21 protein-coding genes and 1 pseudogene are annotated in these 21763 nt (G+C 50.8%); 7 read left to right on the forward strand and 15 right to left on the reverse strand.

The window, feature by feature from the left end:
- Positions 1-6: 6 nt before the first annotated feature.
- A pseudogene (locus P0Y67_RS14940) lies at positions 7-453 on the reverse strand (hypothetical protein); the annotation flags it as partial.
- A gap of 229 nt (positions 454-682) precedes the next feature.
- Here P0Y67_RS14940 and P0Y67_RS14945 point away from each other — a divergent pair.
- Positions 683-1888 (forward strand): GGDEF domain-containing protein, encoded by a 1206-nt coding sequence (locus P0Y67_RS14945; RefSeq protein WP_342392506.1) that lies wholly within the window; start codon positions 683-685, stop codon positions 1886-1888.
- Between the two features lie 22 nt (positions 1889-1910).
- On the opposite strand, the gene P0Y67_RS14950 is transcribed toward P0Y67_RS14945, so the two are convergent.
- Positions 1911-3113, reverse strand: a complete 1203-nt coding sequence (locus P0Y67_RS14950) for an MFS transporter (protein ID WP_342392507.1) — start codon at positions 3111-3113, stop codon at positions 1911-1913.
- A gap of 112 nt (positions 3114-3225) precedes the next feature.
- On the opposite strand from P0Y67_RS14950, the gene P0Y67_RS14955 reads away from it, so the two are divergent.
- Together P0Y67_RS14955 and P0Y67_RS14960 are read left to right on the forward strand one after the other, a co-directional pair.
- Entirely contained in the window at positions 3226-4119 is an 894-nt protein-coding gene (locus P0Y67_RS14955; RefSeq protein ID WP_342392508.1) for a LysR family transcriptional regulator, read from the forward strand.
- A 280-nt stretch (positions 4120-4399) separates the two neighbouring features.
- Positions 4400-5590 (forward strand): amino acid aminotransferase, encoded by a 1191-nt coding sequence (locus P0Y67_RS14960; protein WP_342392509.1) that lies wholly within the window; start codon positions 4400-4402, stop codon positions 5588-5590.
- Between the two features lie 137 nt (positions 5591-5727).
- Here the strand turns inward: P0Y67_RS14960 and P0Y67_RS14965 are convergent, their stop codons facing one another.
- The gene (locus P0Y67_RS14965; RefSeq protein ID WP_342392510.1) at positions 5728-6033 is read right to left on the reverse strand and encodes a hypothetical protein; all 306 of its coding nucleotides are present in this window, start codon (positions 6031-6033) and stop codon (positions 5728-5730) included.
- 225 nt (positions 6034-6258) lie between these two features.
- Positions 6259-6651: a MarR family transcriptional regulator gene (locus P0Y67_RS14970; protein WP_342392511.1), complete on the reverse strand. Its 393-nt coding sequence runs from the start codon at positions 6649-6651 to the stop codon at positions 6259-6261.
- 352 nt (positions 6652-7003) lie between these two features.
- Between P0Y67_RS14970 and P0Y67_RS14975 the strand changes: the two genes are divergently transcribed.
- Complete coding sequence (locus P0Y67_RS14975; RefSeq protein WP_446728841.1) at positions 7004-7672, forward strand: DUF2982 domain-containing protein; 669 nt, start codon at positions 7004-7006, stop codon at positions 7670-7672.
- A 5-nt stretch (positions 7673-7677) separates the two neighbouring features.
- On the opposite strand, the gene P0Y67_RS14980 is transcribed toward P0Y67_RS14975, so the two are convergent.
- The 7 genes from P0Y67_RS14980 to P0Y67_RS15010 all read right to left on the reverse strand — a co-directional run bounded on the left by P0Y67_RS14980 (position 7678) and on the right by P0Y67_RS15010 (position 15969).
- Complete coding sequence (locus P0Y67_RS14980) at positions 7678-8331, reverse strand: MBL fold metallo-hydrolase (protein ID WP_342392513.1); 654 nt, start codon at positions 8329-8331, stop codon at positions 7678-7680.
- 66 nt (positions 8332-8397) lie between these two features.
- Positions 8398-8949, reverse strand: coding sequence for a YcbK family protein (locus P0Y67_RS14985; RefSeq protein WP_342392514.1), 552 nt, complete (start codon positions 8947-8949; stop codon positions 8398-8400).
- A gap of 155 nt (positions 8950-9104) precedes the next feature.
- Positions 9105-10892, reverse strand: a complete 1788-nt coding sequence (locus P0Y67_RS14990) for a L,D-transpeptidase family protein (RefSeq protein WP_342392515.1) — start codon at positions 10890-10892, stop codon at positions 9105-9107.
- A gap of 137 nt (positions 10893-11029) precedes the next feature.
- Positions 11030-12163, reverse strand: coding sequence for a DUF1513 domain-containing protein (locus tag P0Y67_RS14995; RefSeq protein ID WP_446728842.1), 1134 nt, complete (start codon positions 12161-12163; stop codon positions 11030-11032).
- Complete coding sequence (locus P0Y67_RS15000) at positions 12153-13163, reverse strand: imelysin family protein (RefSeq protein ID WP_342392517.1); 1011 nt, start codon at positions 13161-13163, stop codon at positions 12153-12155. Before P0Y67_RS15000 ends, P0Y67_RS14995 begins: the two co-directional genes overlap by 11 nt.
- A gap of 10 nt (positions 13164-13173) precedes the next feature.
- Positions 13174-14610, reverse strand: coding sequence for a di-heme oxidoreductase family protein (locus tag P0Y67_RS15005; RefSeq protein WP_342392518.1), 1437 nt, complete (start codon positions 14608-14610; stop codon positions 13174-13176).
- Between the two features lie 105 nt (positions 14611-14715).
- Positions 14716-15969, reverse strand: coding sequence for an imelysin family protein (locus tag P0Y67_RS15010; protein ID WP_342392519.1), 1254 nt, complete (start codon positions 15967-15969; stop codon positions 14716-14718).
- A gap of 558 nt (positions 15970-16527) precedes the next feature.
- On the opposite strand from P0Y67_RS15010, the gene P0Y67_RS15015 reads away from it, so the two are divergent.
- Together P0Y67_RS15015 and P0Y67_RS15020 are read left to right on the forward strand one after the other, a co-directional pair.
- A complete protein-coding gene (locus P0Y67_RS15015) occupies positions 16528-17028 on the forward strand; it encodes a MarR family winged helix-turn-helix transcriptional regulator (protein WP_046219768.1) in 501 nt (166 codons plus the stop codon).
- Positions 17029-17166: 138 nt separating this feature from the next.
- Entirely contained in the window at positions 17167-18033 is an 867-nt protein-coding gene (locus P0Y67_RS15020; protein ID WP_342392520.1) for a LysR family transcriptional regulator, read from the forward strand.
- Here P0Y67_RS15020 and P0Y67_RS15025 read toward each other — a convergent pair.
- Positions 17972-18742 carry a TSUP family transporter gene (locus P0Y67_RS15025; RefSeq protein ID WP_342392521.1) on the reverse strand — a complete coding sequence of 257 codons (771 nt, stop codon included), beginning with the start codon at positions 18740-18742 and terminating at the stop codon, positions 17972-17974. The two genes, P0Y67_RS15020 and P0Y67_RS15025, sit on opposite strands and share 62 nt — an antisense overlap.
- A 234-nt stretch (positions 18743-18976) precedes the next feature.
- Between P0Y67_RS15025 and P0Y67_RS15030 the strand changes: the two genes are divergently transcribed.
- Positions 18977-19099: a hypothetical protein gene (locus tag P0Y67_RS15030; protein ID WP_342392522.1), complete on the forward strand. Its 123-nt coding sequence runs from the start codon at positions 18977-18979 to the stop codon at positions 19097-19099.
- A gap of 59 nt (positions 19100-19158) precedes the next feature.
- On the opposite strand, the gene P0Y67_RS15035 is transcribed toward P0Y67_RS15030, so the two are convergent.
- From P0Y67_RS15035 to P0Y67_RS15045, 3 genes are all read right to left on the reverse strand, one after another.
- The gene (locus P0Y67_RS15035; RefSeq protein ID WP_342392523.1) at positions 19159-20001 is read right to left on the reverse strand and encodes a PEP-CTERM sorting domain-containing protein; all 843 of its coding nucleotides are present in this window, start codon (positions 19999-20001) and stop codon (positions 19159-19161) included.
- Between the two features lie 131 nt (positions 20002-20132).
- Entirely contained in the window at positions 20133-20582 is a 450-nt protein-coding gene (locus tag P0Y67_RS15040; protein ID WP_342392524.1) for a globin domain-containing protein, read from the reverse strand.
- Positions 20583-20758: 176 nt separating this feature from the next.
- The gene (locus P0Y67_RS15045; protein ID WP_342392525.1) at positions 20759-21583 is read right to left on the reverse strand and encodes a tetratricopeptide repeat protein; all 825 of its coding nucleotides are present in this window, start codon (positions 21581-21583) and stop codon (positions 20759-20761) included.
- Positions 21584-21763 lie beyond the last annotated feature (180 nt).

Below are 21763 nucleotides of genomic sequence, written 5' to 3' on the forward strand. Positions count from 1 at the left end.
AATCTACGCCACCAGGCCTCCCGCCGGTAACACCCGGTGAAAAGCCTGCAAACGCGTTCGCGATTGGGTCAGCAACAGGTGCGCCAGGGCGGCACCAAACATCACTACCGCAATCAGGCTCTGTGCTTTTTCAGGCCATGGCAGCGAAGAGAGTGCCATCAGCCAGCTCAGCACTGCCATCGCACACGAGGCATATAACAGCTTCAACGGCCCCTGATCCCGCGTCTTTCCGGTTTTTACCTGGAAAGTGAACCAGGCTAGACCCAGAAGAGGCAGCAGTGCCACCGGCTGGCTGATGCATGCGATTAACCATCCCAGCAGCAGTACAGGGAGCATCTTATGGACCCGGCCTCGCTGGCCCGGACAGATCTCCCCTTTTGTCAAAACGAGAGTGAGAATCATCTGTGCTCCCAACAGAGCAGAGATAAGTAAAGTGGTATAAGTCATATTCATGAAAGGCTACAGAAGAAAGAGAAAAACACCCGAAATTATATCAGAACAGTACTAAAAACATCCATTGCTCAAAATTTCCGACAATTAACCTGGTTTCACATGCATTATATGAACCAAGATCACGGTTTTGAGGCTCGTCTTGTAGAATAATTGTTCGATTATAAAAATAAAGGGCGTTTACCGTCTGTTTTTTCTCACAAAACAGATGTCAGATGAGCTGGAAGCAAAGATGATATCGACTTATAACCACTACCATAGGCTGCTGTGCCATGCGCTCAAGCTCTATATTCCGGATCTATGGAGTGCTAAAGCGCACACCCAGAGCTTCCAGAATACGCGAAGCGGATACCTGCGCAGCCGAATTGCTCTGCTCTGCATTGTATGGGCAGTACTGATCATAGCATGGATACCTTTTGACTTTTTTTACCTGAAAACAGGAGAAGATACCCGAATTGCCAGTGCCCGTTTACTTCTGGCGTTATTTTTACTGGGTATTGCCAAAGTCAACGAGACTCACACCACCTTGCGTCAGTCGCAATGGTGCATGACACTCATGGTTTTAGGACTGAATCTCTTCTACACCTATTGCATCTGGGTATTGGGTTTTCCAAAAGTGTACAGCGGTTTTGAATACGGCTATACGCTGCTGCCTATTTTGCATGTCGCCATTTTAACTATCCTGCCGATTACCCTGAAGGAAAGCCTGTGCCTGCTGGCATTCACCGCTGTTACAGAAATCACAGTCGATTTACAGACAGGCACTGTTCTGATGCCGGAAACACTGGCCAATTACTGGCTGCAGAACGTGCTGGCTATCGTCGTCATCTGGTCACAGTTATCTAAACTTTACATGTTGATGCGTTTGTACCGCCAGGCCACCCTGGATCCGTTAACCGGTATTTACAATCGCAGAATGTTACTGCAGCAAGCCCAGAAAGCGATGGAAAACTGTCAGGCCAAGCACCAGCCTTTTTCTCTGCTGCTGTTTGATATCGATCGTTTCAAACGCATCAATGATACCTGGGGCCATGGCGTTGGCGACAAAGTACTGCGCGGTTTTGCCGATCATCTGCAACTGGCCTCGCGGAAAACCGATCTGTTCGGACGCTATGGCGGCGAAGAATTTATTCTCTGCCTGCCCTGCTGCGATACCTTAACAGCGCAAAAAATTGCAGACCGGATGTTAGCCGATATCCGCTCACTGCAACTGCCAACTGATATAGAAGAAACACATGTGTCGATCACAGCCTGCATCGGCATTGCGACATTTACCACAGGCGACAGCCTGATGACCATGATAGACAGGGCCGACCGCGCATTGTACGAGTGCAAAGATGCCGGTCGCGACTGCTACCGGTTTCACCCCTATGGCTATCAGTACCGCGACAGGCGCAAGCCGTTAGAACCCCTGGTCAGTGAAACCAGCGAGGTTTAACCCAATCAGATCCGGATAGATACTAAATAGCCACCGATGCCGCAGGCTCGGTGGCCTGCTTTCTTCCCAGACGCCAGCACAAGGCATACAGAGCACAATACAGCACACTGCCGCCCACCAGCACGCCGTACCAGTCCCAGTGCTGCCAGCAGGTGATCAGGTAAAACCCGCCCAGGCTGCCGCCGACATAATAGTGCACCAGATAAAGGGCGGTGGCCGTGGCTTTTCCTGTCTTCGCTTTCTGGCTCACCCAGGCGTATGCCAGAGAATGGGTAAAAAACGCTCCGGAGCTGATTAACAGCAAACCGCTCAGCATAGCCGACACAGAGTCCAGCGCGGCGACCCACATCCCCAGCACACTGATTGTCGTACCCAGTATCATGCCACTCACCGGCTTATACCTGATGCTCCAGCTGCCACTGAGTTTTGCGGTCAGCGTCCCGCTCAGATAACACAGGAATATCAAAGACGCCCAGCTAACCGGCAAGGAATAAGGCGGTGAGACCAGCCTGAAACCCATCACGGAATACAGGTTCACAAACAAGGCAAAATTGATACCGCCAATCAGCATAGGGATCCACAATACCGGTTGCTGTAAATGCCTGATCACATGTTTAGTGTGATGCCTGAGCTGGCCGCGCTGAGGGGTGAAATGTTGCTGCTGCGGCAATAATCTGGCGACCACCAAAGCGCCAAACAAACTAAAAAGGGCCATACCCAGCACAGCTCCCTGCCAACCCCAGGCGTCAGACGCAAAACCGCCGAACAACCGCCCGGCAATACCACCCAGTGAGTTGGCGCTGATATATCCGCCTACCGCCAGCGACAGGGCTTTAGGTGAAAACTCCTCAGCCATATAGGCCACAGCAACCGCGGCAAACCCTGCCAGCGAGGCGCCCATCAGCGCCCGGGCAAGGCTCAGCATCAGCAAGCTCTCAGCCAATAGCATCAGTATGCCCACCACAGGCAATAAAAACAGACTCAGCAGCATCACCTTGCGTCGGCCAATCATTTCAGAGCTGACCGCCCACGGCACCAGAGTCAGTGCCAGGGCCAGTGTACCTGCTGCCAGCAACCAGTTAACTTTGGTGGCACTCACGGAAAAAGCCTCCGTCATCACAGGCAACAGTGGCTGGAAGAGATACAAATTACAAAACACCAGAAATGAGCCAAGAGCCAGAGCAAAACTGGCCCGACGATAGGCAGAACTATGGATTTCTATCACAGACAGGCACCGGATGATGAAGAGTTGCTGAAACAGTAGCAATTTCCCTTTGATAGTGAAAATATATTAAAAATATCGACTCCATATCTTTTATTAATAACCAGAGTAACCAATGGACATTCGCCAGCTCACGTATTTCATTGCCATTGCAGAGGCCGGCAGTTTCACTAAAGCCGCGGCAAAGCTGCACATAGCCCAGCCAGCTTTAAGCATTGCGATAAAGAAATTCGAACAACAGTTAGAGATGCCCTTGTTTCACCGCAGCGATCGCCAGATAGTGCTGACTCACGAAGGTGAGGTACTGATTCAGCATGCCCGCTTGATTTTGCAGCAAGTGGATGATGCCAAGATCGCCATGGCGGAATTAAAGGGGTTACAAAAAGGCGAAGTCCGGCTGGGGGTGCCCAGTATGCTGGGGTCGTATTTTTTCCCCGAGATCCTGATGGGGTTTAAATCCCGCTACCCCAATCTCAAACTGACGCTGGTCGAAGCCGGTACCCAATCGATCCGTTTGATGCTGCTTAACGGAGAGCTGGATTTAGGCGTGATCCGAAGTGCCGATCTCCCCGACAGCCTTGAAGCCGAGCCGTTACTCACATCCGAAATGGTGGCTGTCGTCAGCCCGAACCACGAATTTGCCCGGCAGCCCTCGGTGTCGTTCGAACAGTTTTTCAGCCAGGAGTTGGTGATGTTCAAACAAGGCTACTTTCATCGCGACTATATCGACCATGTCTGTCAGGCACATCAGCTCAAACAGCACATCGCATTTGAAACAAACCTGTTGCCCATGATCCTGAGTATTATCAGGCAGGAATTTGCCATATCAGCCTTACTGGAAATGGTCACCCGCCACGAACCCGGTTTAGCAGCCGTGCCTTTCGAGCAACCGGTACAGCTCAGCCTGGCTATCGCCTGGCGAAAAAATGGTTACTTATCGATGGCTGATCGGGCATTCATGGAATTTATCAAAGAGCATCAACGCCATCGCCGATGGCATTCAGCGTGATCCGGCATTTCAGGATGGGGTAATGAAAAGTTGCAAATTCGCAATGTGATCCAGCTCACGTGAAAATTTCCAATAGATGATGTTTGTGTTTCATTTTCTTTTACAATGGATGTTTGCTTGGGAGCCTGATCGCACCGGAATGTCAAAAGCCAGACCGGATTTCTGTCTGCCAGATCCTTGAAGGACTGCAGAATTTCGATCAGAGTCACATGGCCATTGAAAAATTATGGTCTTTCCAGGCACGTCGACCGTATCACTGACTAGCATGGATGATTCACGAATGTTTGAAAAAATCGTTGCCGCACCAGCTGACCCTATCCTGGGACTGACTGAAGAATTCAAAAATGACACTCGCGCTGAGAAAATCAATCTGGGCGTTGGCATCTACAAAGATGAATCGGGCAATACCCCGGTTCTGGCGACAGTGAAAAAAGCTGAAGCTATCCTGCTGGAAAAAGAAACCACCAAATCTTATCTGAGTATTCCCGGAACAGCAGAATACGGTCTGGCTGTTCAGGAACTGCTGTTCGGCAAAGATGCCGCCATTATTACTGACAAACGTGCTCAAACGGCTCAAGCGCCGGGTGGTACAGGTGCACTGCGCGTAGCGGCTGAATTCATCAAACGCCAGTTGGGCGATGTGACCGTGTGGATCAGCAACCCAACCTGGGCAAACCACTTTGGTGTCTTTGGCGCTGCGGGCCTGCAGACAGAACAATACGCTTACTACAATGCCGAAACCAAGAGCATGGATTTCGATGCTTTGCTGAGTTCTCTGGCTAATGCTAAAGCAGGTGATGTGGTATTGCTGCACGGTTGCTGCCATAACCCTACCGGTATCGACCCGGATGCCGATCAATGGCTGGCATTAGCAAATTTCTGTGCAGAGAAAAACCTGCTGCCAATGTTCGATTTTGCTTATCAGGGCTTTGCCAAAGGCGTTGAAGAAGATGCCACCGGTCTGCGTATTTTTACTGAACACAACAGTGAACTGCTGATCGCCAGCTCTTTCTCCAAGAACTTTGGCCTGTACAACGAGCGTGTGGGCGCCTTCACTCTGGTGGCGAAAACCGCTGAAGTGGCCAGCACGTCATTCAGCCAGGTTAAGAGCATTGCCCGTGTGATCTACTCTAACCCACCCGCTCACGGCGCAGCGATTGTGACTGAAATCCTGAACAATGCCGAACTGCGTGCAGAGTGGGAGCAGGAAGTGGCAGACATGCGTGACCGCATTCAGGAAATGCGTACCCTGTTTGTTCAGACCCTGAAAGATTTGGGTGTTGACGCCGACTTCAGCTTTATTGAGCGCCAGAATGGCATGTTCTCATTCTCTGGCTTGAATAAAGATCAGGTGACACGCCTGAAAGAAGAATTTGCTATTTATATCGTCGGCTCTGGCCGTATCAGCGTGGCGGGTATGACCAAAGATAACATGCAGCCTCTGTGTAATGGCATTGCCGCTGTCCTGTAACCTTCGGGCTCAGTAACCCTGCACAGAAAGGGGCGCTCACAGGGCGCCCCTTTCTTTTGACTGTCTTTTGGCTGTCTGTTGACTTTCTGTTTGATGCTTTATTGCGCTATTGCACCTTGCTGTATTTGTTCTTCAAATCAACCGGATTTATCCAGCGGTAACACATTACAAAACAGCTCACGCTCATATTGTCGTTCCAACTGGTCTCGCCATGACTTCTTGGAAAGATGGACCAGATAAAAGTTTTCCCGGGATGTATCTGTTACGAATGCCATATCAAACTGCATTAACTCGTAATGAATATCATGCACAAATCCCAGCGAGAAACTTTGCCGGCCAGTCAGCTGATTAATGTCCTCCCGGGTTAAACACACACCCTGTTCGTCCTCAGCAAAACGGTTACGTAACCATTCGGAAAACTCTCGAGCACTGATCATTGTCATATTACCTCGTCTGTGAGTGCCTACATCCGTGAATAATCCGATCCTCTTAAATAGGTATAGCAGAATAAGACTAGTTCGTCAGACCGAAACGAAATTACGCAATAAAATCAGCCATGAATGGTCAACTGTGAGAAATGATGATAGCGGGGATAAAGAAGAGATAAATGATTGAAAAAGGCAAGAAAGGTAACCCGCTCCTGATCATTCAGGAACGGGGAAGGACAATTATAGCGTTTTATATACGACTTTATTGCCAGCAAGCTGAATTCGCTCAACAAGACCTTCTTCAACCAGTTTTTTCAGCGCACCCGTTGCCCAGGAAGCGGCTTTGCTGTCTTCCTGGCCGGCTTCAAGACCGATGCTTTTCGGGTTAATGCCTTCTGCATTGTTTGCCACTATGCTCAGCACCTGCTGCTGCTTGGGTGTCAGCGATACAGTAACCGCGACTTTACCCGCTGGTGCTTCTGTTTTTTTCACATCAACCTGAGGCTTTGCTGCCGCTACCGGGGCTGCCTGCTTCACCGCTGCTTTGGTGACAGGTTTTTGAGTCACTGCCGTGGCCGCTTTGATGCGTTTTTGCAGTTTAAGCTGTACTTTACGTTTGTGAGAGATTCTCATTAACTTCCTACTCCGTTGTACTACTTTCAGTCGCCAGTTTGGATGCCCAGCGGGGAAAAAAGTAGCGCGAGTTATATCAAGGATGTCAGAGGAATGCCAGCAAACGGCTATTTTAAGCACAATAAAAGCCATATTTTGCGTATTTTAAGCGACAAGATCTCATTTTTATCTTTTACAAGTTCATGCACTTAATAGAATAAATACTGATTTTCATGCAAACTGAGCCTTACGCTTTGCATAAACAGTCGCCAATGATTTGACACCCATATCGGTCACCGCAACCTGTGAGTAACATCTCCGGACAATTTGCCATACTTGATAAAGATGTTCTCTTCATGCTCTCTCTGGAGTTATTTTGAATAGCGTATATATCCAGTCGCCGCATCCCAAACCCGGCGCTTATCTGATCTGGCTGAGCCTGCTGGCGATATTCGCGCTGGGGCTGACAGTCTTTACCTTTCCCGACATTAACGGCGTGGCCGTCGCGCTGTTGCTGCTCGCCATGACGACCTTGTTACTCATCGGGGTGAAACTCAACCGGCAGTCACCGATTACGTTCACCCTCACTTTCATGCACCTGCAATACCACAGTCCGCACGGCGGCTGGCTGACCCGATGGCAGAATATCGCGGATATAGGACGCGCGTCGGTCAGCACTCAGGGCTGGCACAAACCCCTGCCCTGGATTGGCATCAGGCTCAAACATTACGATGAGTTCCTGGACAGCATCTGCCCCCGTATTGCCAGCCAGATCTTAATGGAACAGCGCGGTTTGATGATCATGGCGTACAAGCGCGCAGACAATCCGCCTCATGAAATAGAAGATATGTTATTTGATGACAAACATTATGTGGGGGACAACGGGAAAATCAATAAGGGGTTGCTGGCTATGCTGGCGAACCGCATGCGCTACAACAGAGAGCTGATGGGGTATGATTTTTTTATTTCAGAAGATCTGCTCGACAGGCCAGCCGATGACTTTATCGGTCTGGCTCGTCGTTTTCTGGCGCAGGCCAGATAAGCGGATTACCAGAGCGCCATCGCATCAGCAACGTGCGGGTTACTGGCTCGCTCTTCACCAAAAGTCGACATTGGACCGTGGCCGGGTATAAAGCGCGTGTCGTTGCCCAGTGGCCATAACTTGGTTTTGATCGACGTAATCAATGTGCCATGGTCACCACGCGGGAAATCGGTTCTGCCGATACTGCCGTTAAACAGCACATCACCCACAGCCGCCAGTCCGGCTTCTTCACTGTGCAGAACAACATGCCCCGGCGTATGGCCCGGTGTATGATACACAGCCAGACTCTGCTCACCAAAGCGGATACAGTCTCCCTCATCGAGCCAGCGGTCAGGCTGAAACGAAGTCACGGGTGGAAAGCCAAACATCTGGCACTGCTGCTGCAGCGACTCCAGCCAGAACGCATCGTCTTTGTGTGGTCCCCACACAGGCACCTCAAGCTGGGACGATAACGGTGCCGTGCCGCCGACATGATCCAGATGACCATGCGTCAAAACGATTTTCACCACCCTGATGCCTAATAACGTAATACGGGCCGTGATACGTTCAATATCCCCACCGGGATCGACAACCACACCTTCCAGCGTTTTATCACACCACAGAATTGAGCAATTCTGCTGAAACGGGGTCACTGGCACGATTTCAAACTGCAGACTCATACACTTGTCCTAACTGTTGCAAAACCGCGCCAGCATACCACACCCCAGTTGTTCTGCGTACTGCGCTTACCAGCGACGCACAGGACCTGTGTCAATGTGCACAAACCCGCTGCGGGGATAATAGCCCACGCCACCCAACTTCAGGTCCAGTGCTGCACTGCGGACACGAGACAAAGAAATACCTTCCAGATTAAAATCAATGGCTTGACCTGTCATATGGTAGCTTTTCTTTGCCACGCCTTTGGTGGAGCCGCGCAGCATTTGATTGGTTTTGGGCGAACGGTAGCCAGATATGATGCGAACCTGACCGTTATGGCTCAATTCTTCACGGATCTGGGAAATCGCATCGAACAGGCGTCGGTCCATTGGCGCCACTTCATTCTGACGAAAGTCGCGGCAAATATGGTTCATGCGCTTTAGCTCTTTGTCCAGATAGAACTTCCCGTCAAAGTAACGTGTTTCCAATTCTTCTTTGGTATGAATGTTACATAGGTACAGCTCTCGGGCACTTTTCGCGGTATATGGGCTCGCAATCGCCATTTTTGGCAACATAAAGGCGCCTAATGTCAGCCCGCTCGCGATCAGGAGCTGACGACGCTTATTATCTACTTCTGACATCCTGAAAAACTCAACTGTAAAACACAAAAAACAAGCGCAAAAGCCTGTAAACGACTGCACGATAGCCGTGTGTTTTCGATGAGTCAACGCACAAAAGTCAAAAAACAGACATCAAAAAAGCCAGTAAATTGACTAGTTATTGACGCATAAGGAATTTAATTTTTGTAAATTGATGCAAATTTTTCAGAGTCTGGTGAATTTTTATCCTGCTCATCGTATTGGTACACATCGTTGCGATAGTTCACCAATCCCTGTTCGTCAATCCACGCAGTCTGATAAATCAGGAACACCTGAATTTTCTGTTTCACGCCGACGGTTCTGGTCGAGCTTCGCCCGGCCAGCTGATCAAAGCGCTGCTCTGATACGCCGGCATAGCTTAACAAGACTTTCGCCATTTCATCCGCGCCCTGAACGCGGATACAGCCAGAGCTGAACGCTCTGAAATCTTTATTGAACAGGCTTTTTGACGGCGTATCGTGAAGATAGATAGCCTGATTATTGGGGATGGTGAATTTAAAACGCCCCAGTGCATTATGCGCCCCTGGTTTTTGCCGTAACCGGTACGGGAAGTTCTTCGCCGTCACATAGCGCCAGTTGATAGAGCTGATGGGAATTTTTTCATTACTGTTCCAACCGCGAAGTACGTCGTAGTGATGGCGGTACAGGTAACCGCTGTCGTACCGGGCTTTAGGCAGAATGTCTTTTCTCATGATAGAGTTAGGGACATTCCAGTACGGATTAAACACCACGGCAGACAGATTCGAGCTCATGACAGGCGTTGGCCGTTTAGGCTGCCCGACAATGACTCTGGCATCAAAAACCATACGATTATCCAGCCACAGATTCAGCGCAAAATCGGGAATATTCACAACCAGCCGGGACGGAAAATCTGACGTCCACACCCGGCTGCGCTGGGCATTGAGTGCCAGCAGGCGAATACGTTCCTGAGGCGTCACTGCGAGCCAGGCACGGGTTTGCGGGCCAATTGCACCGTCCACTTTCAACCCATGCCGTTGCTGGAAGTGCTTCACCGCTTCTGCCAGATCGATATTGTAGTGTTTCTTGCCCGCGGCTCTGAGCTGCTCTGCCTGGTAGTCAGTTAAATCCCCCAAACGTTCCAGTACGGTGATTAAGACATCGGGATCTCTCAGCCAGGCGCCCAGGCGGATAATGCCGGGCTGACTGAACACTGGCCAGGGCTTCTCTGCAATGTCTTCCATGCGGTTGATGGCTTGCAGAAACTGGTTATAGTGACGTCCGGTAGGCTTGAGCGACGCCACGAAAGCATTGAGCTGATCTCGTTCCAGCACTGCCATCAGCTCGGAGAGACTCTCATCCGAAGGCGCAGGCATGCGTGTTGGCACTTCCTCGCTAAACAGCCACTGCGTGCGGTTATCAATGACATTTTCAATGAAACTGAGGTATGCCAGTAAGGTGTCAGTTGCAAGCAGATCATACTGGCGCCAATCCTGGCTTTGCTTCAGCTGTTTGAGCTGTTTCAGGCGATGATTAAAATCCGGGCTGGTTTGCGCGAGTGTCAGCACCCATAACTGCTGCTCAAAATCAGTCACAGTGAAGCTGTCTTGCCAGAGAGGCACATAGCCTAACCCGTGATACAACTGAGCAAGTTGCTGTTTATATCGCAATCCCGGTAACTGAGCGGACACCTCATCGACCCAGGCCAGTGACTTTTGCCGGATAAGCGCTAATTCTTCCGCTTGTTTCTGAGCCTGAATCTGCTCCGGGGTTGGCGCTACGACTGCCGCCTCGGCAACAGGAGCCGGTTCAGCGACGGCACTTGTTTCAGCTTCTGGTGCAACAGGCGCTTCGATGTCTACACTGATCTCTGACTCAGGACCTGTGTTTGACGCATCCTGTGCATGCAGAGTATATGAAACACTGCTGACTACCAGAAGAAGCCCGATACGACCTAGCCTCGTCATGTGCGCTCTCCGCTACCATCACTATCATTATGGCAAAGCAAAGCGATTATCGCTTGAAATCAAACGATAACTCGATGCTTTCCCTGTTTATAGTTATAAAGATAGTGAGATATTCGAAAGGCCGTTGTTTCAAAGTTTCAACTGAACAGCAATTTCCAGTGGTTGTCCCACATCACTGCGGATTGTTCGATCCGGCCCGGACGGAGCGGCGTGCGGGTCAGCACTTTTCCCGCCCCTGAACCCACCAGCCACTGCCCCTGGCTGACTGCCACTCCTGACGCATCCGACAATGGCTGCAGATCCACCAGCTCGCCAGTCTCTTCACGCCAGATGCCATAGCAGTTGCCTCGTGGCGAGGTCGCCAGCAGATAACCGTCCAGGCTGGCAATACTGGCAATATAATGATTAAACCGCATCCAGTCCTCTTCATCCGCCAGCAGCGGGCGAAGCGCGCCGCCACGTGTATGCAAATGAACAAGCGGCGCGGCCTGCTCTGGCAGTCCACGATATTGCTGACCGCAGGCGATGTCACCGGTATCTGTCACGGCAAGGTGCCGGATACTCAGCCGTTTATCTGACAGCACAGCTTGCTCGACAACTTTCCCGCTCTGAATATCGAGATACACTAAAGCAGGCTGCATGGTATCCAGATTTAACGGTTCGCGACCCAAGGTATGTACACCCCCGACACCAATCGCCAAGGTTTCCGGATCGGCCAGTACCACTTCATGAGGCCCAATACCAAACCCTGTGTACTCAGCCACTTTTTGCAAACCGGCTGTCGTATCATAAACGCCAATCACGCCTTCACTGGTTGTGCTCACCCCTTCGGTGGCGAACAGGTAACGGCCGTCAGCGGAAAATGCGCCATGACCGTAATAATGGCGGTTCTGATCAGCACGGCGAAGCGGCAGCGCCTCTCCCGTTGCCGGGTAAAAAGCCTGCATATAAGCCCCCGGACGACGAGCAAACGCCACCGCCAGTGCTCCGTCTGGCTGAATCGCCACACCGTGCCCGCGTTCAGGCAGGGCTATCTGGTGTATGGGCAGGCCGCGCGAGTCTGCCACAACAACGGCATAACGGCCGTCAGCGGTTCTGCTGCAGCCGATGATACGATTCCCGGTTTCTGTGCCGGTTGACTGCCCCCTGGTAAGGTGCCCCTTGGTGAGCTCTGCTGACGCACAGGCAGACAGTATCCCGGCAGCGGGAAGCAAAATAGCGGTGCCCAGCGCCTGCTTCAGCAGTGCACGCCTTGTTAAATCAGTCACCATCGGTTGCATTAAACCCTACGACAATACCCAAAGCGGGCGAGACCTCATCATGGAGTGCGAAACGAATGTACTCCATGCCATTAAAAATACTGATGAGTGCGCGATAGCCATCGCGTGTTTTCAGTAACGCGCCCATGCTGGCACTTTGCGGCCAGCCGGCAAGCAGACTGTCGAACTGCCCGGCAATACGATCAGCCAGTGCAGTTTCCCCCTGCGCCCGCAATAACGCATCCAACCCTTTCCCTTCTGCCAGATACAACGACTGCATGGCCTGTACATTGGCTTTCAGATTGCTCATTGATGTTTGAGAGCGCCAGGACTCCGCCTGATAAGGACGCGGATGACCCGGCTTACCCATCGGCAATGTCAGCTTCTTCATGGCAAAGTCCAGCTGATTGGTCAGGGCGCCAAGGTATTCGCCCAGTGCCAGTTGCGGTGTCATTGCCTGCCAGGGATTGGCTTTCCAGGCCTCAGCCAGTGCTTCCCCGCTGTGTATCAGGCGCTGGCTGACTGCCTGCGCCAGTGCACAGCCTTTGGACTGGCTTAACTTGTCAGGGTTGGCATACAGCAACCACTCCATCGCTCCCAGCCCCTGTACGGCCACACTTTGTTCAGCCAGCGACTCGGCAGTCCATTTCGCGTCCTGCGCCAACAGCTGCTCCATTTTTCGACCCGTAATGTCTTTCTTGTCCGGCCAGAACTGGATCTGCCAGGCCAGAGCCAGTGCTTGTTCGCTGCCTTTCTCCCGGCCTTGAAATACCATCCAGTCCTGCATCAGCACTTGCCATGCTGAGCGGCTTGCGGCCAGATTATCATCCGTGTTTGCCTGACAAAGCGTCTCGACGGTACTCTCCAGCTCCCGGGCGGCTTCTGTAAATGCGCCGACAGCTTTAACATGCTGCTGGTGAATCGTGGCGCTGACTGCCTCTTGATTTTCATTGCACCCAGTCAGCCCTGTCATCAGTGACATCAAACTCAGTGCAATCATCGTTTTTTTCATTTTCATGTCCTTACAGTGATTGCAGGAAAGCGATTAACGCTTCCCGGTCCTGTTTACCCAGCTGGAGCACCTGATCGCGGCTGGCCTGCGCTTCACCGCCATGCCAGAGCACAGCTTCCATCAGATTGCGGGCCCGGCCGTCATGCAGGAAATACGTATGGCCATTCACTTCTTCGGTATAACCAATCCCCCACAGCGGTGCGGTTCGCCATTCCCGGCCGTTGGCCTGAAACTCGCCACGGCCATCCGCCAGGTCTTCTCCCATGTCATGCAGCAGCAAATCGGTATAAGGGTGAATGGTCTGCTCCGACAAAGCCGGTAAACTGTCGACTTTGGCTGTCTGTAGCTTGCTCTGGTGGCAAGATCCGCACCCTGCCTCAGCAAATAATCGCTCACCGCGTTTTACTTGCGGATCATCCAGATTGCGGCGCACAGGTACAGCCAGATGACGGGAATAGAATTCAACAAAATTCATGATCTTATCGCTGACTTCGGGGGAGCCGCCATTGGGCAGTGTCTGACATACGTCCTGACCGCTGGTGCAATTTTCAACCGGAAACAAACGGCTCGTCAGGCCCAGATCGCCGTTAAACGCACCGGCGTTTTGCTGCTTCAGTGTCGGCTGGCCCGCTTTCCAGCCGAAGCGTCCGGCTACGGTTTGCTGTTTTTCAACATCCCATACCCGGTTCAGCCGGCCGGAAATCCCTTTGCCTTCTTCCTGCTGGGCTGCCGCCAGTGATTCCAGGGTCTGCTCGGGGATCTGCTCCAGCAATCCCAGGCCTATCATGGGCGGGGCAATACGCGCCGACATCATAATGTCCGGGTGCAGGTCGCCATAATTCAGTTGCGTGATCGCCAGCGTCGGTTTGCGCAGTGTGACGATCTCGCCATCCGCAAAAGTGACCGGTACATCCGTGTATGTCACTGTGATCTGGCCTTCGGGCTTGGCATCAGGCAGAGCAAAATCCTGCAGCTGACCACCATAGACAGGATCTGGGATCACGCCATCTGTGATCAGGGCTTTTTTCTGTTCCGGTGTCAGGGCCGGAATGCTTAACCGCACCAGCATAGACACGGCGTTGGTATCGCCTTCTTCCGGTGGATGCCCCCGGCCATCTTTGATGTGGCAATTCTGGCAGCCGTTGGTGTTAAACAAGGGGCCCAGCCCGTCACGGGCATCTGTGGTCGCGGGGGCCTGCACCCAAGGATTACGGAAAAAACTGTTGCCGACACTAAAATCCAGACGGTGAACCAAAGGCAGATTCGCCGCTGGCATGGAGAAGGCATTGGCACCGGTTTTAGTGACACTGGTCGCCCCACCGGATTTCAGTAAAGAAAGATCAGCCGTAGCCGCCGTTTCACTGCTTTGCTGGGCCGCGGCAGGAAAAGCGATCGCTAACGGCAGAAAACACGCAGCTATCCTGGCTGCAAAAAGCTTCAACTTCATGTTTGTACACGCTCACATTCTAAAGGCTTCAAATAAACCGTTATGACGGCAAAAGGGCTCATCTGAGCCCTTATTTTTGTTTTTATTGGTTCATACCATCACAGTTTAAAACTGATGATCAGCGGTATCCGGATTCAGGTTTGTGACACCCAGAATACTGGCAGCGCGCTCGATTTCCGCCGTTTGTTTCACCAGCGCCATAATGGCGTCATTGACCAGCTTGTTACCGGCTTTGTTACCGGCCGCAATCAGCTGATCAAAATGCTGATTATTCTTTTCTGCCGACTCAACCAGGGTATAAACCTGCGAGCGGGCGTTGTCGAATTCAGTGTGAATGGCTTTGGCTGCTTGCTGATCTTTCTCCGCCACCAGATCGTGGATACTCGGCCCAGCCACTGTGCTGCCATCGACACGCTTATAAGTACCGGTGTAAACGTTATAAATGCCCTGCTCATTGTAGAAATGTGAGTTATGGGTGTTGTCTGAGAAACAGTCATGCTCATCTTCAGTCGAGTTGGCTTCCAGCGCCACTTTCATACGCTCACCCGCCAGTTCGCCCAGTGACAGTGATCCCATGCCGAACAGCATTTTACGCAAGCCGTTATCCGCTGAATCCGCCAGCAACTCGCTGCGGTAATTGCTTTTCTCGGTTGCAGACCACTGCTTGGCCATCCAGTCCAGATCTGTCAGCAGCAGCTCAGATGCTGCTTTCAGGTAAGCCCGGCGACGATCACAATGACCGTTAGTACAAGCTTCACCATTGGCAAAATCGGTATAGGCACGCTCACCGGCGCCAGCAGAGGTACCGTTCAAATCCTGGCCCCACAGCAGAAACTCAATGGCGTGATAACCGGTGGCGACGTTTGCTTCTGAACCACCGACTTCATTCATATCCGCCAGTAACTCAGGCGTAATTTGCACCGCACTGATCGTTGCGTTACCCACCTGAATTGTTTCATTTGCGATGATATTAGCCGTGGCACCGTCATTACCCAGCTCATGGTGATAACTCTGGGCAACATAATCGATCAGACCTTCATCCAAAGGCCAGGCATTCAGCTGGCCTTCCCAGTCGTCTACAACCGGGTTACCAAAACGAAACACTTCCGATTGCTGATAAGGGATACGAGCCAACTTCCAGGCCTCTTTGGCCTCAGCCAGCGTCTTTTCAGAAGGAGCAGCAATCAAAGCATCAATGGCTTTGTCCAGATTGTGTGCCGTTGTCCGGGCATCACTGAAAACATTAAAAGCAATATCCGCGTAATGGCTGACCACATCTTGCTTAGACACAGCAGCATGCGCTGAAGCGGAGGCCACAACAGCAGTGGCCAGCAGAGAAAGGGTAAAAGTCTTCTTCATCTTGGGCGTATCGTCCTTGGTGAAATTAAAAACAATGAGGCTTATATTGAGAATTATTATTATTCACGACAAATACAATAACAAGTAACAAACAGAAACAATTTGAAAAACAGTGACCAAAATCCGTACAAACAAAAAAATGCGATATTTTGTGGTCAAGGTTTAATCACTTTCATTAGCGTGCCTCAGGATAGCCCACCGCTCCTTATCGGTATTTCAGTGTGGGGCCGATAACTATTCCACTAATCTACAATAGAAATGATCAGCAGGAATCGACAGCTAGTCTGTTTATCAGGAAGTACCTGAGTTGTTCGTCGCTGCTTCCTGATGTCAGAAGCCGATAAATCGAGCAAATCATGGTTTTTACAGCATTTTTGATAGCTGGCTTATTAACTGGCGTGCTAGAATTTTGGCTTTACTGAAGGTCTGACTGAAAAAGACAAGCCATCACGTCAGCTGACTACTCAGACAACCTGAATCAATAAGTGCTTTTGCCGTTTCTATCACGCAACAATCCATCACCTGATGTTCCGTGCGGCAACAAGGTGGGAGAGCAACATGGACAAACATGAAGAAGTCCTCATCGCCCTGCGACAAATAATCCGAGCGATCGACCTGCATTCAAGACAACTGAACAAATCAACCGGCCTGACCGGACCGCAATTGGTACTGATGAAAGCCATACGCGATTCAGGTGAAGTGACTATTCGCCAGCTTTCCAGCAACACCAATATGAGTCAGGCAACAGCAACCACCATTCTTGACCGATTGGAAAAACGTGGCCTTGTCGTCAGGGAAAGAAGCAAGCTGGATAAACGAAAAGTGCACGCGCATCTCACCGCTGAAGGCTTGGCGAATCTGGATAAAGCCCCTCTGCCTTTGCAGGAAAGTTTTGTCTCCCGTTTTCAGCAGTTAGACGAATGGGAACAGTCGCTGCTGCTGTCGTCGGTACAACGCATTTCTTCCATGATGAATGCCGAACACCTGGATGTGGCGCCTATGCTGGAAGTAGGCAGTATCACGCAGACGCATCCCGACGACACCTCAGGTCATCACTAAGCTTTCTTTCTGATAAGCCGCCGGGCAGTTTTACTGGCGGTTTATCTGTTATTTCCCCCGCTCGCCCATCGCCTCCCCTTGCTGGCTTTGTTATCATCCATTCCAACTATTCATCAATCATGCGCCAGGGGGCTATTTGTGCTGCTTGAAGGTGTGGAAACATTACTGGTACTAGCAAAAGAAGGCACCATGAGCCGTGCCGGCAGCCGTTTATACATCAGCCAGAGTGCTGTCAGTAAACGTATCGCCAGGCTGGAACAACGGTTAGGCAAAAAGCTGATTGTACCTGATGGCCGGAATATCAAATTAACCCCGGATGCGCAGGCACTCGTGGCGCAGGTCGGCCCCGGTTTCAATGAATTAAAAGGCCAGATCTTCGATCAACAGGCTATCCGGGATCATAGTCCGATTATTCTGGCCTGTTCAGAAACCCTGGTGGCTGGTTATCTGGCCGCCTTGATGGGGCGCTTTCTGAAAGACGATCCTCATATCGTGCTCAATACCCACCACACCCCTGTCATTGTTGAGCGAGTACAGGCCGGTGATGCAACCGTCGGGTTTTGTGCCGGTCATCTGCCCGCCCATCACGGGCTTCAGGCAAGGCATTTATTTGATGAGCCTTTTACTCTGGTCTTCAATCAGCCACTGGCGGAGGCACCAGAGTGCCTGCTGACCAATGATCTCAGCAATCCGGCCAATGCTTATCAGGCGGGATTATTGCAGCAGGCGGGGATCCGCCCTTTGATGGAAATGGACTCATACACCGCAGCCGCCAAACTGGCACTGGGCGGCGCAGCCCCTGCACTGGTGCCGCTTTCTGTGGTGAAAACACTGGCAATCAAAGAGCAGCACTGCCAGCATTTTGCGTTTCTGGATGGCTTTGTCCGGCCCATTTACCTCTGCTACCGTCAGCACAGCTACCGCTCAGAACGCGTGAAGCACCTTATTGAAACCATTGCGGATTTTGTTCCCACAGCAGCTTTCCTGCCATCAGCATCGACATGATCACCACCATAGGGCGGATTAACTTTCGTCCGTTACTGACCACCACTTTAGCGCCGATTCTGGCGCCGATGAATCCTCCGACCGCCATCACCAGGCCAATCTCCCATACCGGCAGACCTGCCATGATAAAGAACATCAGCGCGGCAATATTGGAGGTGAAGTTCAGCACTTTGGTACGGGCTGTCGCTTCCACGATACCCAGACCGGCCAAAGTGACAAAACAAATGGTAAACAGTGAGCCGGTTCCGGGCCCGAAGAAACCATCATAAAAACCAATGCTGGTGCCGACAGTAAAGGCAAAAAGTCCGTCAGAAATTTTCGCTTTCCCACCGTGAATACTGGCCTGGGGCGCGAACAGAAAATACAGAGAAATGACAATCAGCAAGGCAGGAATCATAGTCGTCAACAGCCCGGCATCAATCACTTGCACCAGTTCCGCACCCACGGCTGAACCGACAAACGTACAGATTATTGCCAGCACCATTTGCCTGAGATCGACCAGGCCGTTACGCACAAAATAATAGGTAGCCGAAAAACTGCCAAAGGAGCTTTGCAGTTTATTGGTCGCCAGAGCCTGTGTCGGCGGCACGCCGGCTGCCAATAACGCAGGCACGGTCAGCAGTCCGCCACCACCGGCGATAGCATCAATAAAGGCAGCCAGACCGGCCACGAAGAATAAAATCGCGAGAATGTCTAAAGAGATGTCCATACTTCTTCCTGAAAACGATGGGGAGCAGTCCCCATGGCCGGAAAAATTAACATCACTCAGAATCCGTTAACAGCGAAAGCTAAGATATCAATTCATTCCACAATGGAATCAATAAGCACTTAAGCCCCCTTTATGCCTCTTTATGCCTGTCCCTGTAAGGCTAACGAGTCTGTCCTTTTAAGACTGTCAGAAAATGACCCGACCGATCTACACTTAACTTGGAGGTAAAAGGTTATGTCTATCAAGATGTCTTGCTCTGAGCGCACTCCCTCTTTATCGCAGGCTGAAGACTTACAGGAATGGGTCAATGCTGCCATTCAGGCGCTGGAAGACTTATTGAAGTCTCCGCAAGATTAGCGCTTTCACGCACAAAAAAGGGAGCAGAGGCTCCCTTTCCGACACGGTTGATTGACTGGTTATGCCTGATGGCGGCTTCTGGACTGGCGGCTTAATAAACCCAGTAAGCCGATACCCAGTAAAGCTAAGCTGCCAGGTTCAGGAACCGGCGTTGGCGGATCGCCACCATCCGGATCAAATGCCACCTGGTCATGTGCCCACTCTTCAAAGCCTGAATCAAACTCAGAGAAGCTGGAGTAGAGAACGAAATTGTTCTGACCGGCGGGAATATTGGCGAAGTAATTCTCATTGATTAAGAACACTAAATCCGTCGCACCGCTACCCGGGCCATTGTTATCCTTGCTGGTATCCAGACGCACAGAGTTATCCTGAAAAGCCCCATTGTCATCCCAGTCCAGACTCCAGAGCAAAGTACTACTCTGCAAGTTCGCAATATCATCCACATTTTGGCTGGCAACACTTGTTGAGAACAGCATCAGGTTCGTCAGTACAATTTCATTATTATTCCCGGTTTCATTAGCATCGAGAATAAAGGCATAGAAGCCATCCAGCGACTGTAATTCAGAGAAGGTGACATCACGGGTAAAATTACCCGACGGATGCTGATCCATCATATAAGGATCTGTCGTACTGGTATTAAAGCCTTCCTGTATGCCGTTTCCATCCCCATTACTATTACCGTTCCCGTTACCATTTCCTCCTTCCTGAACACGAAGGAAAGATCCCAGATTACCCGACCCGGCCCCGGTTTGCTGATAAACAGCCACATAACTGTCACCTTGGTTGCCCATCGTCAGTACCGCCTGATCAACACCCGGTGCCGCTAAATTGATTTCAACAGCATTGACTGAAGCGCCAAAGCAACACAATGCTGTCAATGTTAACCCATTCAATAACTTCATGCCTTGCTCCCCAATCTACAACATGAGTGATAAGGCTATGCAAGCAGCAGGCCACCTTATAATGCTTTGTTTTTATTTACAAAAATAAGGTGAACAAAGAGAGGATGTAAAAGAAATCGACAGCCAGTCCTTTATGATTCGGAGGCCTTTCGCGTCATTTCAGCCGATAAGGTTAACTGCACCATGACGTACCGCTTAAACACTTCACTCAGGGGCTGAGTATCCAGTGCCTGTTGCATACAGCGAAGCCAGGCTTCTTTCTCAGCACTGTTCAGGCGCACCCGCCGCTGGTTGGTATTCAGGTAACGCCGACCATTCGATTTAGTGTACAGCGGTACTTCACCCCGTATCCAGGTCAGCAAGAAAGTCGTCAGCGTTTCACGAAAATCAGTGAGATCATCCGGATACTTGGCCCGAATTACCGCCAGTTCAGGTTGCGTATCCATACACTGACAAAAGGCGTCGGCCAGTTTACGAATACCCGCGTCACCACCTGCGGCACTCAACCGGTTGTTTCCGGATGAGAAATCCAGCGTGCCACCGCTTACAATATCGGAAATATCACGTTCGGGAGGTATCACAACATCGCCCATTACAAAAAACACAGCTATGTATTAATTATCGGCAAAATACTGCCAATTGAAGTAAAAATCTGTATTCGAAATGGGACAAAAGAAAGCCTTCACAACAAGGTGAAGGCTGTAATGCATAACAGGAGAAGAAATAACCGTTCAGGTGTTGTTATGCGAAAAGGGTATTACAACGAAGCGCTGTAAATCGTCTGGTTTTGCTGATAGAGCCTTAAGCGCTGAGTAAACTTCGCAATGCGTTGCGCTTCTGCATCCTGCTCTAATTTCTCAAGCGCAATTTCCTGCGCTCTGACCGCCTGGTTAAATTGACCGCAGGCAGCATAAGCGGCAGCAAGATTGTCATAGTCACCCGCATCTGCCTCAGACTTTTTAACTAGCTGTTTCGCCAGCTTCAGCGCTAAATGACCGTCGCGTGCTTCTTCATCTGAGCAGGTTGCGTATAACCAGACCAGATTACGTTTTGAATCCAGTGAGCCGCCATTCGACGCCTGAGTAAACCAGTGAATCGCTTTACCGCAGTTCACCTCGCCTGCAGCGCCGGAAGCATAATAATTGCCCAGCTCGACCATAGCAGGGATATCACCCTCGTTGGCCGCCTTGCTGTACCAGTTGATTGCCAGCTCATTATTCTGTGGCAGCAGTTGGCCTTTTTTGAACAGATCGCCGATCATCGTTTTCACTTCGGGCATATCTACGGCAGCTTTTTCCAGCCAGTAAAGCCCTTTCAGTGGATCGGCCTCAATACCGCTATTTCCTTCCAGATACGCCCGGCCCAGAAAAAGCTGCATATTCTTATCACCCGCTTCCGCTTCAAGCTCCACGTATTTAAGTGTCGATTTCAGATGATTGGTCGGCTTTGTGGTCACAGATGCCTGAACCGGATGTATACCATACGCCATCACAGCGACACCAAACACTGAACTGAGTGCAATCTGTTTTAGTAATGTGAGTCCATTCAACGCCGGTGAAAGCAATTTGCCACTGAAAGTCATAGTTGTTTCTCTTTGGTTCCTGCACACGCAATGGAGAGAACTTTAAAGAATGGCAGGTCAAAAAACAACCAGACCTATCTGGGCAATCGCGACTAAAAACATCGACATTATTTATAAACAGGACGGGAATCAAAGAGTTGTTCTGGACACACTAAGATTATTTTTGCGTAAAAATGAGAT

Source organism: Photobacterium sp. SP02, assembly GCF_038519165.1.
Lineage (GTDB): Bacteria > Pseudomonadota > Gammaproteobacteria > Enterobacterales > Vibrionaceae > Photobacterium > Photobacterium halotolerans.

Coding starts and splice junctions, on each gene's coding strand:
- P0Y67_RS14945 (WP_342392506.1), top strand. CDS start 683: ATGATATCGACTTATAACCACTACCATAGGCTGCTGTGCCATGCGCTC.
- P0Y67_RS14955 (WP_342392508.1), top strand. CDS start 3,226: ATGGACATTCGCCAGCTCACGTATTTCATTGCCATTGCAGAGGCCGGC.
- P0Y67_RS14960 (WP_342392509.1), top strand. CDS start 4,400: ATGTTTGAAAAAATCGTTGCCGCACCAGCTGACCCTATCCTGGGACTG.
- P0Y67_RS14965 (WP_342392510.1), bottom strand. CDS start 6,033: ATGACAATGATCAGTGCTCGAGAGTTTTCCGAATGGTTACGTAACCGT.
- P0Y67_RS14970 (WP_342392511.1), bottom strand. CDS start 6,651: ATGAGAATCTCTCACAAACGTAAAGTACAGCTTAAACTGCAAAAACGC.
- P0Y67_RS14980 (WP_342392513.1), bottom strand. CDS start 8,331: ATGAGTCTGCAGTTTGAAATCGTGCCAGTGACCCCGTTTCAGCAGAAT.
- P0Y67_RS14985 (WP_342392514.1), bottom strand. CDS start 8,949: ATGTCAGAAGTAGATAATAAGCGTCGTCAGCTCCTGATCGCGAGCGGG.
- P0Y67_RS14990 (WP_342392515.1), bottom strand. CDS start 10,892: ATGACGAGGCTAGGTCGTATCGGGCTTCTTCTGGTAGTCAGCAGTGTT.
- P0Y67_RS14995 (WP_446728842.1), bottom strand. CDS start 12,163: ATGGTGACTGATTTAACAAGGCGTGCACTGCTGAAGCAGGCGCTGGGC.
- P0Y67_RS15000 (WP_342392517.1), bottom strand. CDS start 13,163: ATGAAAAAAACGATGATTGCACTGAGTTTGATGTCACTGATGACAGGG.
- P0Y67_RS15005 (WP_342392518.1), bottom strand. CDS start 14,610: ATGAAGTTGAAGCTTTTTGCAGCCAGGATAGCTGCGTGTTTTCTGCCG.
- P0Y67_RS15010 (WP_342392519.1), bottom strand. CDS start 15,969: ATGAAGAAGACTTTTACCCTTTCTCTGCTGGCCACTGCTGTTGTGGCC.
- P0Y67_RS15015 (WP_046219768.1), top strand. CDS start 16,528: ATGGACAAACATGAAGAAGTCCTCATCGCCCTGCGACAAATAATCCGA.
- P0Y67_RS15025 (WP_342392521.1), bottom strand. CDS start 18,742: ATGGACATCTCTTTAGACATTCTCGCGATTTTATTCTTCGTGGCCGGT.
- P0Y67_RS15030 (WP_342392522.1), top strand. CDS start 18,977: ATGTCTATCAAGATGTCTTGCTCTGAGCGCACTCCCTCTTTATCGCAG.
- P0Y67_RS15035 (WP_342392523.1), bottom strand. CDS start 20,001: ATGAAGTTATTGAATGGGTTAACATTGACAGCATTGTGTTGCTTTGGC.
- P0Y67_RS15045 (WP_342392525.1), bottom strand. CDS start 21,583: ATGACTTTCAGTGGCAAATTGCTTTCACCGGCGTTGAATGGACTCACA.